Source organism: Gilliamella sp. Pra-s52, from assembly GCF_009795805.1.
GTDB lineage: Bacteria > Pseudomonadota > Gammaproteobacteria > Enterobacterales > Orbaceae > Gilliamella.
The window spans coordinates 278280-294179 of the sequence record NZ_WTEY01000001.1 but is presented as its reverse complement, the minus strand read 5'-3'; the positions used below and the strand labels follow the sequence as shown (position 1 = coordinate 294179).

Below are 15900 nucleotides of genomic sequence, written 5' to 3'. Positions count from 1 at the left end.
GTTAGTGAGTTGACTTCAAGTTGGGTGTGTTGAATTACGTTTTTCGCCTCAAAAAAACTTCAATAAAATCAATACCTTTCCTGACTGTTTTTTGTGCGTTTTGTGGCGTCTTTCGCTATTTTTGCACGTTGCTTATTAACAAGTATATAATACCCCTTTAAAACTTGAGGCAATCTGCATGCAACTGGCGTTTTGTATTTATAAATATTTTCCTTTTGGTGGTTTGCAACGTGATTTTTTGCAAATTGCTAAAGCTTGCCAAGCTCAAGGTCACCATGTACGAGTTTATGTGATGTCATGGCAAGGCGATAAACCAACAGACTTTGATGTAGTTTTGGTGCCTAAAAAAGGCTGGTCTAACCATAGCCGTAACCAATCTTATTACCGTTGGGTGAAGGCTCATTTACAAGCAAATCCTGTTGATTGTGTGGTTGGCTTTAATAAAATGCCTGATTTGGATGTTTATTTTGCGGGTGATACTTGTTATGCCGAAAAGGTGTCACACAAGGGCTTTTTGTATAAATGGTCAAAACGCTGTAAACACTATTTAGCTTTTGAAGATGCCGTATTTAATCAACAAAGCCAGACCAAAGTTATGGTACTAACAAAACAGCAGATCAGTGACTTTGAACGTTATTACCATACTGATCCATCACGCTTTTACCTATTGCCACCAGGCATTGCGCAAGATCGCCAATATCATTCTCAATCAAGTGCTAAAGGTAAGCAATTTAGGCAAGCCAATCAAATTGATGAGCACAATTTTGTTATTGTGCAAATTGGATCGGATTTTAAACGTAAGGGTGTGGATCGTTCTTTAACCGCCATTGCTGCACTACCTTGCAATTTAAAACAAAAAGTGACTTTTTTAGTGGTGGGACAAGATAATCCCGATGCTTATCAAAAACAGGCTAAGCAACTCGGCATTGAGCATCAAGTACGTTTTTTTGCAGGGCGGAATGATATCCCTGATTTTTTGTTTGCGGCTGATTTGCTATTGCACCCTGCAAGGCAAGAAGCGGCAGGTATGGTGCTTATTGAGGGATTAGCCGCTGGGGTGCCAATGATTGTGTCAAGCATTTGTGGCTATGCTTATCATATTAATGATGCCAATGCTGGTGTTGTGCTTGATGAACCTTTTGTACAATCGGCGCTAAACAATGCTTTGCAAAATGCCATAACAAATCACGATCAGTTATTAACATGGCATCAAAATGCAATATATTATGGTAAAACCGCTGATTTATACCATTTAGCACAGCGTGCCACAGAGATTATTTTAGGTTGTGATAATCATGAATGAAATTAAGTTAAAAGCGCCTTTTGAGCAGTTATGGGCTGATAAAGATCCCTTTGCAGAAGTTGAGTTAATATCGGGCAAAGTCTATCGCGCAGTAAAGCAACGTAAGACGTTGAATTTTGAGCTTGGTGGCGAATCGTATTTTATTAAAATTCATCGCGGTACCACCGTGAAAGAGATTGTTAAAAATCTTATTTCGTTACGTTTGCCTGTTTTAGATGCCAAGCAAGAGTGGAATGCGATTGAGCGTTTAGCACAAGTGGGCGTTAATACGATGGATGGGCGGGCATTTGGTCGTAAGGGGCTAAATCCGCTGACTCGTCATTCATTTATTGTGACAAAAGATCTTAACCCTACCATCAGTTTAGAAGACTTTACTAAACCGTGGTTAACTAATCCACCTAGCTATCATATAAAACGTTCTTTAGTGATTTATTTGGCAAAAATGGTGGCTCAAATGCACGCTGCTGGGGTGAATCATCGTGATTGTTATTTGTGTCACTTTTTGCTTGATATTCCGCTGTTTGAAGATCATCAGCAAATAAAACTGTCGGTAATTGATTTACACCGTGCTCAGATCCGTAAAACGGTTCCTGTTCGCTGGCGTGATAAAGATTTAATTGGACTTTATTTTTCAGCCATGAATATTGGACTAATCGATCGTGATATTTGGCGTTTTTTGAAAGTGTATTTTAATCAACCTTTAAAAACAATTTTGCGCAATGAGTCTAAGCTAATGGCAAGCATACATCGAAAAGTTGAACGAATTCGTAAAAGGACAGAAAAGTATCATCTTTAAAAATAAGGAGGTACCATGTTTATTGAGCAAATGGATATTTCAGGATTTAAAGGTATCAAAGCACTATCTTTAACCTTGAATCCAAGCGCTAGCGTGCTAATGGGTGAAAACCGTTGGGGGCGTTCAAGTTTAATTAGTGCGTTGCAATTGTTGTCGCTTGATAATCAGTTTTATCAATTTGTGGATTCTGATTTTTATCACGATCAATACGATGTCTATGGCAATAAGATTGTGATTAAAATTACCTATTGTGAATCCTATTTTAATGAGCTTAACAATCCCATTTATCAACCATTATTACCCGCGGCTTTCCCTGTTGATCAAGATAAACTGCGCCGAATTACTTATCTTATTACCGCAAATAAACAAACCAATAAGATTATAACTCAACATGCGTTGGTGGACTTACAACAAAGGGCATTAGCGTTTGCTGATCATAAATCATTAATTGCCCATTTAATAGGTCTTAATCCTGTTATGGCGTTGAAAAGTTCGATTAGTCCACAAAACTTACCCATAACCAATCAACCTTTATCGGAATACTATACTTCGCAACTCTGTGAGCAATTAAAAGCCTATTCGACCCAAATAACACCTGATGAGTTGCACCGCGGTTTGCAAGCTGCAAGAGCACTTTTGGAGTATTATTTTGCCGATCAGGAGCACCGTTACCATTATAAGCATGTAGCCCAAAACAGCTCACCACGTAGCGAAGATTGGGATTCGCTGGAGCGTATTAATAATGTATTAGATGATCTTGATAACGATTATTTGCGTACCGCATTACTGGGCATTTTAGGGGCGATTGTTAATGCCAAAGGGCATAATACGCTTTCACAACACGCTGTGCCTATTTTAATTTTAGAAGAGCCTGAAAGCCAGTTGCATCCGATTATTTTGTCGGTTGGCTTTCGGTTGTTGAAACATCTACCAACGCAAAAAATCATTACGTCTAATTCGAGTGATTTGGTTTCGTTATTTCCTTTAGAGTGTCTGTATCGATTAATTCGCCTACCCGATAAAATTGTGCCCAAATATATTACTCCCCAATCTTTTGGCGTTGATGATAGTCGGCGAATTTTATTCCATATTTTTTACCGTCGTGCCAGTGCTTTATTTGCCCGTTGTTGGCTGTTAGTTGAGGGGGAAACCGAAGTTTGGCTATTGCGTGAATTGGCGGAACAGAGTGGTTATCATTTGAGTTCAGAGGGTGTTCAACTTATTGAGTTTGCTCAGTGTGGTTTAAAACCGCTTATAAAATATGCCAATAAAATGGGTATTCATTGGTATGTTATTACCGATGGAGATATGGCAGGTAAAAAATATGCCGATACCGTAAAATCGTTATGTGGCGAAGATAAAAATCCTAATGATCACTTAACCGTTTTACCTGCAAGAGATATTGAAAATTTTTTATTTAAGCATGGATTTAGTCATGTCTATAAACTTGCTGCTTATAATACCACACAGCATATTGATCTGCCGGTACACCAAATTATACAAAAAGCGATCCATAAAAGCTCAAAACCTGATTTAGCTATTGCGGTTTGTGACGATGCCAAATTACGAGGTATAGATGCTATACCTCGTTTGCTAATGGATACTTTTGCCAAAATTATTAAAACGTCTAAAGCGTTTGTTTAGCTATTTTTTGAGATCAATATCAGGAAGATCAAACCATTCCGTCAAGATTAATTGACGAAATGGTATAAAAGTGAACTATTTAGCAATTCGCTTATATTTAGCTCGTTTTGGTTCAAGCGCTTCAGCACCAAGCGTGCGTTTTTTCCATTCTTCATATTCGGTAAAGTTACCTTCAAAGAATTCTACATGCCCTTCGTCTTGGTAATCTAAAATATGTGTGGCAATGCGATCTAAGAACCAACGGTCATGTGATATCACTAAAGCGCAACCCGGGAATTCAAGGAGTGCGTTTTCAAGTGCTCGTAAGGTTTCGACATCTAAATCATTCGTCGGTTCGTCAAGTAATAATACATTACCGCCCACTTGTAATAATTTAGCTAAATGCACTCGCCCACGTTCACCACCCGATAGCTCACCCACTCGTTTTTGCTGATCAACACCTTTAAAATTAAAACGCCCTACATAAGCACGGCTTGGTATTTCAAAATTACCAATGCGCATAATGTCTTGACCATTTGAAATTTCGTCCCAAACGGTTTTTTTGTCGTCCATACTGTCACGGAACTGGTCAACCGAAGCAAGCTGCACTGTGTCACCTAAGCTAATAGTACCTGAATCGGGTTGTTCTTTGCCTGATAGCATTCTAAATAGCGTTGACTTTCCTGCACCATTTGGACCAATAATACCGACAATCGCTCCTTTAGGAATACTAAAAGATAAGTTATCAATCAGTACACGGTCGCCATACGATTTAGTCAGGTTGTTTACCTCAATCACTTTATCGCCTAAACGTTGCCCAAGTGGAATAAAGAGCTCGTTAGTTTCGTTACGTTTTTGGTAATCGTTGCTGTTTAATTCTTCAAAGCGCGCTAAACGGGCTTTACTTTTAGCTTGACGACCTTTTGGATTTTGACGCACCCATTCAAGTTCTTTTTCGATTGATTTACGACGAGCTGATTCCGTTGCCGCTTCTTGCGCTAGACGCTGATCTTTTTGTTCTAACCAAGACGAGTAGTTACCTTCCCATGGAATACCTTCGCCACGGTCTAGCTCTAAAATCCAACCTGCAACGTTATCTAAAAAGTAACGGTCATGGGTAACGGCAACTACCGTACCTTCATAATCATGTAAGAATCGTTCGAGCCAAGCCACCGATTCGGCATCCAAATGGTTAGTTGGTTCGTCAATAAGTAACATATCTGGCTTTTCAAGTAATAATTGACAAATTGCCACTCGACGACGCTCACCGCCCGATAAGTTTTCGATTTTAGCATCCCAATCAGGTAAACGTAGTGCGTCGGCAGCTCGCTCTAATTGGTTATCAAGGTTATGAGCATCTTGCGTTTGAATAATGGCTTCAAGCTCAGCCTGTTCCTTGGCTAATTTGTCAAAATCAGCATCAGGATCAGCATAAGCAGCATAGACTTCGTCTAATCGAGCTAGCGCTCTTTTAGCATCACCAACCGCTTGCTCTACAGCTTCGCGCACGGTTTGTTTAGGATCTAATTTCGGTTCTTGGGGTAAATAACCAATTTTAATTCCCGGCTGTGGGCGTGCTTCGCCTTCGATTTCGGTATCAACCCCTGCCATAATTCGCAGTAAAGTGGATTTACCCGCACCATTTAAACCCAGCACACCAATTTTAGCCCCCGGGAAAAAGCTTAAAGAAATATCTTTTAAAATATAGCGTTTAGGAGGAACAATCTTCCCCACTCGATTCATAGTATAAACATATTGCGCCATGTCATTTTCCGTAATTTAAAAACAATAAGAATGATATTGTAACGATTCTTTTATTCGAATCTAGTGATAATTTATTATCGTTTGATTTAATGGAATATTATGTATATCTATTTACTCTTTTACTCTATTTTTGATTAAATAGAATATCCAAATGAAAATTGCCATAAGAGAAAGTAAAGCACCAGCAATAGCCACAGCGAGCCATCCATAATGGTTAAATAAATAAGTGGAACATAATGACCCTACTGTTCCACCAATAAAATAACATAACATATAACCTACGTTCATTCTGGTCGCCATATGTGGATCGTTTTGATAAATTGCATTTAAGCAAGATACATGTGTTATCTGTGCGGCTAAATTGATTAGCATAATACCAATAATTAAGACAATGATTGATGACGGGGCGAAGGATATTGGTAGCCATGAAAATAACAGTACTCCTAATCCAGAAAGAATTAACCAACTACCTTTTCCTTTATCTGATAATTTACCGACGATGGGTGATCCTAATGCACTTACACTACCTGCTAGTCCAAATAGACCAATAATAAAATCGGAATACTTATAAGGAGGATGACTCAATAAAAATGTTAATGGCGTCCAAAATAAACAAAATAAAGCAAAAGATAAACTACCAATTATGGCGAAAACTCGCAAAGAACTATTGCGTAATAGAAGCATAAAAATAGAGCCAATAAGCGGCCAATATTCAATAGTGTTGTTACTTTTATAACGTGGCAGTAAATATATAAATAACAATGTAATTACCACCATGCAACTGGCAGCAATTAAATAGACCATTCGCCAATCCATTAATGTAGAAATTGCACCAGCAAAAGTACGTCCAAGTAAAATGCCTAATAACATTCCACTCATTATCACACCTACAACTTTACCTTTATGACTAGGCTTAGCCAAAGTTGCAGCAAATGGCAATAATACTTGTGCTACTGCCGAAAATAGCCCTGTGATTGCCGTGCCAACAATTAATAATGTCAATGAATGAGAAAGCCCACTAATTAACAAACCTACTATTGTTAATAACATTAAAGCAATAATTAAAGTTTTACGCTCAATTTTATCGCCTAAAGGTGCAATAAATAATAGACCTAAAGCATAACTAAACTGAGCCGTTGTCATAATAGAACCAGCACGATCAACAGAAATATTTAAATCTTCGGTTATTGAATGTAATAATGGTAAAGCATAATAATTACTGGCAACGGTGATACCAACAGCAATAGCCATTAAAAGTATCATTCCAAATGAAAGTATAGGTTTATGCGGTTGGGATAAATTCATAACAAAATTCCTAAAATGATTAGGTAAAATATTATTAATAAATTATATTCATAAAAACAATTAGTTAGTTTTAACTAAATACTATTATATAACCCCAAAATTATTGCAAATATTTATAAAAATTTAAATATTATGTTGTTATTTTAATAACAGCGAGTATATTTAGTTAGAATAGTAAACAAAAATATCCACCATATCTTAGTACAATTAATACGGAGGATATTTCAATTTATTTTATAAAAACGTGATAATTTGTTCTTTAGGTAGGCGTGATTTTGGACGATGTGCATTGCCGTCATTTTCAGCGCGATAGCCTAATGTTACAACAACTACACTTTTCAATCCTTTGCTTTTAAGATCTAATATTTCATCCATTTTTTCGGCGTCATATCCTTCAATAGCTGTTGAGTCAATACCAATTGCCGCTGCAGCAAAAAGCAGTTGCCCCAATGCAATATAAGCTTGTTTACTTTCCCAACATTGTTGTGATTCACTGGTTGTACTATTGAGCTTTACAAAGTGCCTACGACCTTGATCTTGAGCTTGTTTAAGATCGGCTGACGGGTATCTACCGTCTTTATCTTCTTGATTGAGTAGATTAACTAAATGGGCGTCGTCTAATGGTGTTTTAATGCAAAAAACAATAGTATGTGAAGCACCCGTCACTCTTGGTTGATTAAATTCAAGTATAGCCGGTAAAATTTTATTTTTTGCCACATCATTATCAATAACATAAAAATGCCACGGCTGAGAATTTACAGACGATGGACTGTTTCTTAAAACTGTTAACAATTGTTCCAACTGATTGGCAGGAATTTTTTTTGTTTCGTCGTAATGTTTGGTGGTATAGCGGTTTTGTGAAATATCAACGATATTCATGGTTATCCCCTCATGATGTTGTGCTTTTAATTATTATAATTAGGTTAAATTACATCTCAACTTATCATTTTAATAGATTTGTTAAATAATCTATCTACGCTTGTTACTTAATTTTTATGATTTAAAAATTTTTATGACTTAAAAAATTAGGCTGTATTAAGATTGAAGGAAATAATCATTGACATAAATAATATCATTTGGTAAAAGTATTACTAGTTTAGTCTATTTTAATAAAAACGAAATCAGAGATTATTATGTTTATTAGCTTTTTATCACTTAACCTCAGCCTCCTCCTCGCATCAACTTGCGCGGATAGCTTGTGTGTGGAGTAAAGAAGTTATTTAATAAATATCTCAACAAATCAAGAACCCGCGCTAAAGTGCGGGTTTTTTTGTTTTCATAACTTGAAATACCGAGCTAGCGCTAAAATATATAAAAGGAAAAACAATGAGCGATCAAGTCATTATTTTTGATACAACATTACGTGATGGCGAACAGGCATTGCAAGCAAGTTTAAGTGTTAAAGAAAAGTTACAAATCGCACTTGCGTTAGAAAGAATGCGAGTCGATGTGATGGAAGTTGGCTTTCCTGTTTCATCGCCTGGTGACTTTGAGTCGGTTCAAACCATTGCAAAAACTATTAAAGATAGTCGTGTTTGTGCTTTGTCTCGTTGTGTTGATAAAGATATTGATGTTGCAGCAGAAGCCTTAAGAGTGGCCGATCAGTTTCGTATTCATACTTTTATGGCGACCTCAACATTACATGTTAAAGATAAATTAAAAATGACATTTGAGGATGTCATTGAACGGGCTGTGCACTGTATTAAGCGTGCACGTAATTATACTAATGATGTGGAGTTTTCTTGTGAAGATGCAGGCCGTACCCCAATTGATAACTTATGTCGGATCGTTGAAGCAGCAATTAAAGCAGGGGCAACAACGATCAATATTCCAGATACTGTCGGTTATACTGTCCCTTATCAATTTGGTGGCATTATTCATACCCTATTTGAACGTGTCCCGAACATTGATAAGGCGATTATCTCTGTTCATTGCCATGATGACTTGGGCATGTCGGTGGCTAACTCGATTAGCGCGGTTCAAGAAGGTGCTCGGCAAATTGAAGGTGCGATGAATGGTTTAGGTGAACGTGCGGGTAATACCGCACTTGAAGAAGTCATTATGGCAATAAAAGTTCGCCAAAATATCTTAAATGTTCACACCAATATTAATCATCAAGAAATTTATCGTACTAGCCAAATTGTTAGCCAAATCACGAATACTCCAATCCCTGCAAATAAAGCCGTTATAGGTAGCAATGCTTTTGCTCATTCTTCTGGCATCCATCAAGATGGTGTGCTTAAAAATCGTGAAACCTATGAAATTATGACACCTGAATCAATTGGCTTAAATCAAATCCAATTGAACCTAACTTCACGCTCTGGGCGTGCTGCTGTTAAACATCGTTTAGAAGAACTTGGTTATCACGATAAAGACTATAACTTGGATCAAGTCTATGCATCATTTTTAGAGCTTGCAGATAAAAAAGGTCAAGTGTTTGATTATGATCTAGAAGCGTTAATCTTTATCAATCAATTAAAAGATGAAAAAGAGCATTATGTTTTAGATTACTTTAATGTGCAATCAGGCTCTACTGTTGTGTCTACCGCATCAGTCAGCCTTATCATTGGAGATGAAAAATTTTCTGATGCCGCAACCGGTAATGGCCCTGTTGATGCGGTTTATCAAGCAATCAACCGAATTACTGGCGAGCCGATTTCGATCGTTAAATATCAATTAGCCTCTAAAGGACAAGGTGAAAACGCTTTAGGGCAAGTGGATATTGTTGCTGATTATAAAGGCCGTAAATTCCATGGCGTTGGACTAGCAACCGATATTGTTCACTCATCCGCTTTGGCCTTAATTAATGTGTTAAATAATGTCTATCGAGCAAACCAAGTTGCACAAGAAAAACAAAAATTACACCAAGATTAAAAATAATTTGTTTTGCTCGCTTAATAGCAAAACAAGCAAATTAAATGAGATTGTAAAGGAATAAAAAATGTCACAAAACTACCATATAGCAGTATTACCCGGCGATGGCATTGGCCCAGAAGTAATGAAACAAGCCTATAAAGTATTAGATGTTATCCGCCAAAAATATCAACTTTCAATCACCACTAGTGAATATGATGTTGGTGGTGCCGCGATTGATATTCACGGCTGTCCACTACCGAAAGAAACACTAGAAGGATGCGAAAAAGCCGATGCTATTTTATTTGGTTCGGTTGGTGGCCCAAAATGGACAAATCTACCACCTGAAAAGCAACCCGAACGTGGCGCGTTATTACCATTACGTAAACACTTCAAATTATTTGCAAATATGCGCCCTGCTCGTTTATATCAAGGTTTAGAAGATCTTTGTCCATTACGTGCCGATATTGCAGGACGTGGTTTTGATATTTTATGTATGCGCGAGTTAACGGGTGGTATCTATTTTGGTTTGCCAAAAGGACGTGAAGGAAGTGGTGCTCAAGAAAAGGCTTTTGATACTGAAGTGTATCACCGTTTTGAAATTGAACGTATCGCCAAAATGGGCTTTGAAGCCGCACGTTTACGTCGTAAAAAAGTCACATCAATTGATAAAGCGAATGTATTACAAACCTCGATTTTATGGCGAGAAGTCGTGACAGAAGTTGCGAAAAACTATCCTGATGTAGCGCTTGAGCATATGTATATTGATAATGCAACAATGCAACTTGTTAAAGATCCTTCACAATTTGATGTGATCTTATGCTCAAATTTATTTGGTGATATTTTGTCTGATGAATGTGCCATGATAACTGGCTCTATGGGGATGTTACCTTCTGCTAGCCTTAATGAGCAAGGTTTCGGTTTATATGAACCAGCTGGCGGTAGTGCACCTGACATTGCTGGTAAAAATATTGCTAATCCTGCTGCGCAAATTTTGTCATTGGCATTGTTAGTCCGTTACAGTTTAAAACGTGACGATATTGCATCCGCCATTGAAACTGCAGTAAATAAAGCATTAGAACAAGGTTATCGCACTGTCGATCTTGCGCAAAAAGAACAATCCGTATCGACTGATGAAATGGGTGATATTATTTGTAAACTGATTTAAGCGCATTGTTTAATGATAACTGAAAATAAAATAATGTGATAAAACTGAGTCTTTAGTACTTGTTGTAAAAATAATAAGGAATATGCAATGTCAAAAACACTGTATCAAAAATTATATGATGCACACGTCGTTTATGAAGCGCCAAACGAGACGCCTATTTTATATATCGATCGCCATTTAGTGCATGAAGTAACTTCACCTCAAGCGTTTGATGGTTTACGTGCTATGAACCGTAAAGTGCGTCAACCACAAAAAACATTTGCAACCATGGATCATAACACTTCAACAAAAAGTAATGATCTTAGCGCATGTAGCGAAATGGCACGAATTCAGTTAACTGAACTGGCAAAAAATGCCAAAGAGTTTGGTGTTTCGTTATATGATTTGCAAAGCCCATTACGAGGAATTGTGCATGTTGTAGGACCAGAACAAGGTATGACTTTACCGGGCATGACGATTGTATGTGGTGATTCTCATACTGCCACTCATGGTGCATTTGGAGCCTTAGCTTTTGGTATTGGAACTTCCGAAGTGGAACATGTGTTAGCTACTCAGACTTTAAAACAAGGTCGTGCTAAAACCATGAAAATTGAAGTTAAAGGGCAAGTCGCTGACGGTATTACGGCCAAAGACATTATATTAGCCATTATTGGTAAAACCACTAGTGCTGGTGGTACAGGTCATGTGGTTGAGTTTTGTGGTGATGCTATTACATCATTATCCATGGAAGGACGCATGACATTATGTAATATGGCAATTGAAATGGGGGCGAAAGCCGGTATTATTGCACCAGATGAGGTTACGTTTGAATACCTAAAAGGTCGTCAATTTTCACCTAAAGGTGAAGATTTTGATAAAGCTGTTGCCTATTGGAAGACGCTAAAAACTGATGAAGGTGCCCAGTTTGATTCTGTTATTACACTAGAAGGAAAAGATATCGCCCCACAAGTCACTTGGGGAACTAATCCTGGACAAGTTACATCAATTGATGCAAAAGTACCAAACCCAAATGAATTTGCTGATCCTATTGAAAAAAACTCAGCAGAGCGAGCACTTGCTTATATGGGATTAACAGCAGGAACAAACATGTCTGATATTAAAATTAATAAAGTATTTATCGGTTCATGTACAAATTCACGTATTGAGGATTTACGAGCTGCAGCACAAATTGCTAAAGGTCGTAAAGTAGCTGATGGTGTGCAAGCTTTAGTTGTTCCAGGTTCAGGACCGGTGAAAGAACAAGCCGAAGCAGAAGGATTAGATAAAATTTTTATCGAAGCAGGTTTTGAGTGGCGCTTACCGGGGTGTTCAATGTGCCTTGCGATGAATGATGATAAATTAGCACCAGGAGATCGCTGTGCTTCAACCAGTAACCGTAACTTTGAAGGTCGCCAAGGGCGCGATGCAAGAACCCATTTAGTTAGCCCAGCAATGGCCGCAGCAGCAGCAATTACTGGTCATTTTACTGATATTCGTAAACCATTTTAAGGAGACTTGTCATGGCTAAATTTACAAAACATACCGGATTAGTTGTTCCTTTAGATGCGGCTAATGTCGATACAGATGCGATCATTCCAAAACAGTTTTTACAAAAAGTCACACGCACTGGATTTGGTAAACATGCTTTTCATGAATGGCGTTTTTTAGATGATGCTGGCGAGCAACCTAATCCTGAATTTGTTTTAAATAAACCACGCTACAAAGGTGCTAGCATTTTACTTACGCGTGAAAATTTTGGTTGTGGATCATCGCGTGAACATGCCCCTTGGGCGCTTGCTGATTATGGGTTTAAAACGATTATCGGTTCAAGCTTTGCCGATATTTTTTACAATAACTCATTTAACAATCAGTTATTGTTGGTCAATTTATCAGAAGAAGATGTTGATGAATTATTCAAAATCGTTGAAGCCAATGAAGGTATTGAATTTACCATTGATTTGGTCAATGAAGTCGTTATTGCTGGTAATAAACAATATTCATTTAAAATTGATGCTTTTAAGCGTCATTGTTTGTTAAATGGATTAGATAATATTGGCTTAACTCTACAACATGAAGATGCGATTAGTAATTTTGAACATAAAATTCCTTCATTTTTAGCTTAACTTTAAATTTTGGACGCATATTTGCGTCCGATAATAAGGAACATCAACAATGGCAACACATCATGACAATGTGAAACAACAGTTTGGTGAACAAGCCAATGCTTATTTGACCAGTCAAGTACATGCTCAAGGTCCAGATCTTGAATATTTATCTAACTTCCTTATTCCACATTCAGAAGCAAATCTACTTGATATGGGATGTGGTGCAGGTCATGTCAGTTTTATTGCAGCAAAACATGTTAAACATGTTACAGCCTATGATCTTTCAGATGAAATGTTATCGATTGTAGCGCAAACAGCTAAAGACCGTGATTTACAAAATATCTCTGTAAAACAAGGTTATGCTGAATTTCCACCTTTTGCAGATAATCAGTTTGATATTGTTGTAAGTCGTTATTCAGCACATCACTGGCACGATGTGGGCAAAAGTATTCGTCAGCTCCATCGAATCACTAAAGCTGGTGGTAAATTAATTATTATGGATGTTGTTTCTCCAGGTCATCCTGTATTAGATATTTGGCTACAAACCGTTGAAGCCATGCGTGACACCTCACATGTTCGCGACTATACTCCCGGTGAGTGGTTAACTTTTTTAACTGAAGCCGGTTTCGTCATTAATAATATAGCCCGCCATCGTTTAACACTTTCTTTTGATACATGGGTTAAACGGATGCGTACTCCTGAACAGTTAATCGAGGCAATACGAATTTACCAAAAAACAGCAGCCGACGATACAAAAAAATATTTTGAACTTCAAGCAGATGGTTCTTTTACTACAGATATGATGATTATTGAAACTGAAAAAGTCATTTAAAATGATCTGTTGTTATAAACAGCTTTACATTTAAAGCTGTTTACGTTGGCTTGATGGTGGAATGGATAACGCCTCACGATATTTAGCGACAGTTCTTCTTGCAATTATAATACCTTGTTCTTCAAGCATTGATACCAATTTACTATCACTTAAAGGCTTTTTACTATCTTCTGTTGATATGTATTTTTTAATTAAAGCACGAATAGCTGTAGATGAAGCTTCACCACCAGAATCTGTATTAACATGACTTGAAAAGAAAAATTTAAGTTCATAGATTCCATTCGGGCATTGTAGATATTTTTGAGTTGTTACGCGAGAAATCGTCGATTCATGCATTTCAATAGCAGTAGCTACATCAGATAAAATCATCGGCTTCATATGTTCTGCACCATTCTCAAAAAATGCTTGTTGATGCTCAACAATGAACTGACTAACTTTTAATAAGGTTTCATTACGATTTTTGATACTTTTAATAAACCAATTGGCCTCTTGCAAATGTGAGCGAATATATTGACTATCACTTTCATTTACTACCTTTTCCATTGCTGCATACTGCTGATTAATACGTAGATTAGGCATTGTGTCATTATTCAATTCAACAATCCATTTTCCATTCAATTTTTTGACTAACACATCAGGTAGAACATAATCTGGTGGCGTAGTATTTACTGATTCGCCAGGATAAGGGTGTAAATGTTGAATAAAATTGACCGCTTCTTTTAACTGTTCATCACTAGCATTTAATACTTTTTTTAAGGTTCTATAATCACGACTCGCTAATAAATCTAAATATTGATTAATTATTTGATTAACAAGCGGTGGAGGGGATAAATTTTGAATTTGAATAGATAAACATTCTTGTAATGATCTTGCACCAACACCAATGGGGTCAAAATGCCAAATTCGTTTTAATACAGCTTCAACTTCGGCAATTTCAATTTCATCATTACCCTGTTCTTCTAAAATTTCATCTAATGAAACCGTCAAATAGCCTCGTTCATCAATCGCCTCTATAATTGAAATGGCTATTGCTTTATCTGCATCACTAAAAGGCGTTAGCTCTAATTGCCATTCTAAATAATCATGTAATGTTTCGTGAGTTTCACCTTGATAAATAGGTAATTCATCATTACGGTAATCTGAACTTGTTCCAGAGGGAGTTCCTGCTGTATAAATATCATCTAACGATGCATCAAGTGGAATATTATCGGGTATTTCCTGACTATCTAGAGCTTCACGTGTGTCAAGATGTTCAATTTCATTGTTTTGTTCAACGTTAATTTCGTCATATTGATCGGCAACTTCAAGTAATGGATTATTTTCTAAAGCAGTTTGAATCTCTTGTTGAAGTTCTAAAGTTGACAACTGGAGTAATCGAATCGCCAATTGTAATTGTGGTGTCATCGAAAGTTGTTGCGAAACTTTCAGTTGCAAACTTGGTTTTATCATAACCTAAATTCATTTCCTAAGTAGACTCGTTTTACATATTCATTACTTAAGATATCACTAGGCGAACCTTCAGCAATTAAATGTCCTTTATTGACAATATAAGCGCGTTCACAAACATCTAATGTTTCACGCACATTGTGATCTGTTATTAATACACCCAATCCACGATCACGCAAATGTTTAATAATACTTTTGATATCAATGACTGAAATAGGATCAACACCAGCAAAAGGCTCATCAAGCAGAATAAATTTTGGATTAGCCGCTAATGCTCTGGCAATTTCAACTCGCCGTCTTTCCCCCCCCGATAAAGATTGCCCTATACTGTCACGAATATGGGTAATATGGAACTCTTCAAGTAATTCTTCAGCACGATCAATTTTTTCATTTTTATCAATATCTTTGCGTGTTTCTAAAATTGCCATAATGTTATCAATTACAGACAGTTTTCTAAAAATAGACGCTTCTTGCGGTAAATAACCAATACCTTTTTGAGCCCGTTCGTGTAAAGGTAAAATGCTGATATCATGATCATCAAGGTAAATTTTACCTGCATTTAATGTCACTATACCAACCACCATATAAAAAGTGGTGGTTTTTCCCGCACCATTTGGTCCTAAGAGTCCTACAATTTCACCTGAATTAACTGTTAAGCTAACATCTTCAACTACACGTCGTTTTTTGTATACTTTGGCTAGGTTTTCTGCTTTTAAAATTGACATT

13 protein-coding genes are annotated in these 15900 nt (G+C 37.1%); 8 read left to right on the top strand and 5 right to left on the bottom strand.

Annotated features, from left to right (window positions below):
- Positions 1 to 178 precede the first annotated feature (178 nt).
- The 3 genes from GQ594_RS01365 to GQ594_RS01355 are packed head-to-tail and all read left to right on the top strand — an operon-like array spanning position 179 to position 3743.
- The gene (locus GQ594_RS01365; RefSeq protein WP_160411122.1) at positions 179 to 1303 is read left to right on the top strand and encodes a glycosyltransferase family 4 protein; all 1125 of its coding nucleotides are present in this window, start codon (positions 179 to 181) and stop codon (positions 1301 to 1303) included.
- Positions 1296 to 2099 (top strand): lipopolysaccharide core heptose(I) kinase RfaP, encoded by an 804-nt coding sequence (gene rfaP, locus GQ594_RS01360; RefSeq protein WP_160411121.1) that lies wholly within the window; start codon positions 1296 to 1298, stop codon positions 2097 to 2099. The genes GQ594_RS01365 and rfaP overlap by 8 nt, the downstream gene beginning before the upstream one ends.
- A gap of 15 nt (positions 2100 to 2114) precedes the next feature.
- Positions 2115 to 3743 (top strand): DUF2813 domain-containing protein, encoded by a 1629-nt coding sequence (locus tag GQ594_RS01355; RefSeq protein WP_160411120.1) that lies wholly within the window; start codon positions 2115 to 2117, stop codon positions 3741 to 3743.
- Between the two features lie 75 nt (positions 3744 to 3818).
- Here the strand turns inward: GQ594_RS01355 and ettA are convergent, their stop codons facing one another.
- The 3 genes from ettA to nfsB form a co-directional block, all read right to left on the bottom strand.
- Positions 3819 to 5486: an energy-dependent translational throttle protein EttA gene (gene ettA / locus GQ594_RS01350; RefSeq protein ID WP_160411119.1), complete on the bottom strand. Its 1668-nt coding sequence runs from the start codon at positions 5484 to 5486 to the stop codon at positions 3819 to 3821.
- 111 nt (positions 5487 to 5597) lie between these two features.
- Positions 5598 to 6791, bottom strand: a complete 1194-nt coding sequence (locus GQ594_RS01345; RefSeq protein WP_160411118.1) for an MFS transporter — start codon at positions 6789 to 6791, stop codon at positions 5598 to 5600.
- Positions 6792 to 7025: 234 nt separating this feature from the next.
- A complete protein-coding gene (nfsB, locus tag GQ594_RS01340) occupies positions 7026 to 7670 on the bottom strand; it encodes an oxygen-insensitive NAD(P)H nitroreductase (RefSeq protein WP_160411117.1) in 645 nt (214 codons plus the stop codon).
- A gap of 447 nt (positions 7671 to 8117) precedes the next feature.
- Here nfsB and leuA point away from each other — a divergent pair, with 447 nt between their 5' ends.
- The 5 genes from leuA to GQ594_RS01315 all read left to right on the top strand — a co-directional run bounded on the left by leuA (position 8118) and on the right by GQ594_RS01315 (position 13728).
- A complete protein-coding gene (leuA, locus tag GQ594_RS01335) occupies positions 8118 to 9665 on the top strand; it encodes a 2-isopropylmalate synthase (protein ID WP_160401294.1) in 1548 nt (515 codons plus the stop codon).
- A 67-nt stretch (positions 9666 to 9732) separates the two neighbouring features.
- Positions 9733 to 10812, top strand: coding sequence for a 3-isopropylmalate dehydrogenase (gene leuB / locus GQ594_RS01330; protein ID WP_160401295.1), 1080 nt, complete (start codon positions 9733 to 9735; stop codon positions 10810 to 10812).
- A gap of 87 nt (positions 10813 to 10899) precedes the next feature.
- Complete coding sequence (gene leuC, locus GQ594_RS01325) at positions 10900 to 12300, top strand: 3-isopropylmalate dehydratase large subunit (RefSeq protein ID WP_160401296.1); 1401 nt, start codon at positions 10900 to 10902, stop codon at positions 12298 to 12300.
- An 11-nt stretch (positions 12301 to 12311) separates the two neighbouring features.
- Positions 12312 to 12914 carry a 3-isopropylmalate dehydratase small subunit gene (leuD, locus tag GQ594_RS01320; protein ID WP_160411116.1) on the top strand — a complete coding sequence of 201 codons (603 nt, stop codon included), beginning with the start codon at positions 12312 to 12314 and terminating at the stop codon, positions 12912 to 12914.
- 49 nt (positions 12915 to 12963) lie between these two features.
- Positions 12964 to 13728, top strand: a complete 765-nt coding sequence (locus GQ594_RS01315; protein ID WP_160411115.1) for a class I SAM-dependent methyltransferase — start codon at positions 12964 to 12966, stop codon at positions 13726 to 13728.
- Positions 13729 to 13758: 30 nt separating this feature from the next.
- Here GQ594_RS01315 and GQ594_RS01310 read toward each other — a convergent pair whose 3' ends face one another.
- The gene (locus tag GQ594_RS01310; protein ID WP_160411267.1) at positions 13759 to 15174 is read right to left on the bottom strand and encodes an RNA polymerase factor sigma-54; all 1416 of its coding nucleotides are present in this window, start codon (positions 15172 to 15174) and stop codon (positions 13759 to 13761) included.
- Positions 15174 to 15899 carry an LPS export ABC transporter ATP-binding protein gene (gene lptB, locus GQ594_RS01305; RefSeq protein WP_160401299.1) on the bottom strand — a complete coding sequence of 242 codons (726 nt, stop codon included), beginning with the start codon at positions 15897 to 15899 and terminating at the stop codon, positions 15174 to 15176. Before lptB ends, GQ594_RS01310 begins: the two co-directional genes overlap by 1 nt.
- Between the last annotated feature and the right edge of the window lies 1 nt (position 15900).

What these genes read in the sequence shown, in the direction of transcription:
- GQ594_RS01345 (WP_160411118.1), bottom strand. Translation starts at nt 6,791, where the DNA reads ATGAATTTATCCCAACCGCATAAACCTATACTTTCATTTGGAATGATA.
- GQ594_RS01355 (WP_160411120.1), top strand. Translation starts at nt 2,115, where the DNA reads ATGTTTATTGAGCAAATGGATATTTCAGGATTTAAAGGTATCAAAGCA.
- leuA (WP_160401294.1), top strand. Translation starts at nt 8,118, where the DNA reads ATGAGCGATCAAGTCATTATTTTTGATACAACATTACGTGATGGCGAA.
- leuB (WP_160401295.1), top strand. Translation starts at nt 9,733, where the DNA reads ATGTCACAAAACTACCATATAGCAGTATTACCCGGCGATGGCATTGGC.
- rfaP (WP_160411121.1), top strand. Translation starts at nt 1,296, where the DNA reads ATGAATGAAATTAAGTTAAAAGCGCCTTTTGAGCAGTTATGGGCTGAT.
- GQ594_RS01365 (WP_160411122.1), top strand. Translation starts at nt 179, where the DNA reads ATGCAACTGGCGTTTTGTATTTATAAATATTTTCCTTTTGGTGGTTTG.
- nfsB (WP_160411117.1), bottom strand. Translation starts at nt 7,670, where the DNA reads ATGAATATCGTTGATATTTCACAAAACCGCTATACCACCAAACATTAC.
- leuC (WP_160401296.1), top strand. Translation starts at nt 10,900, where the DNA reads ATGTCAAAAACACTGTATCAAAAATTATATGATGCACACGTCGTTTAT.
- lptB (WP_160401299.1), bottom strand. Translation starts at nt 15,899, where the DNA reads ATGTCAATTTTAAAAGCAGAAAACCTAGCCAAAGTATACAAAAAACGA.
- GQ594_RS01315 (WP_160411115.1), top strand. Translation starts at nt 12,964, where the DNA reads ATGGCAACACATCATGACAATGTGAAACAACAGTTTGGTGAACAAGCC.
- ettA (WP_160411119.1), bottom strand. Translation starts at nt 5,486, where the DNA reads ATGGCGCAATATGTTTATACTATGAATCGAGTGGGGAAGATTGTTCCT.
- leuD (WP_160411116.1), top strand. Translation starts at nt 12,312, where the DNA reads ATGGCTAAATTTACAAAACATACCGGATTAGTTGTTCCTTTAGATGCG.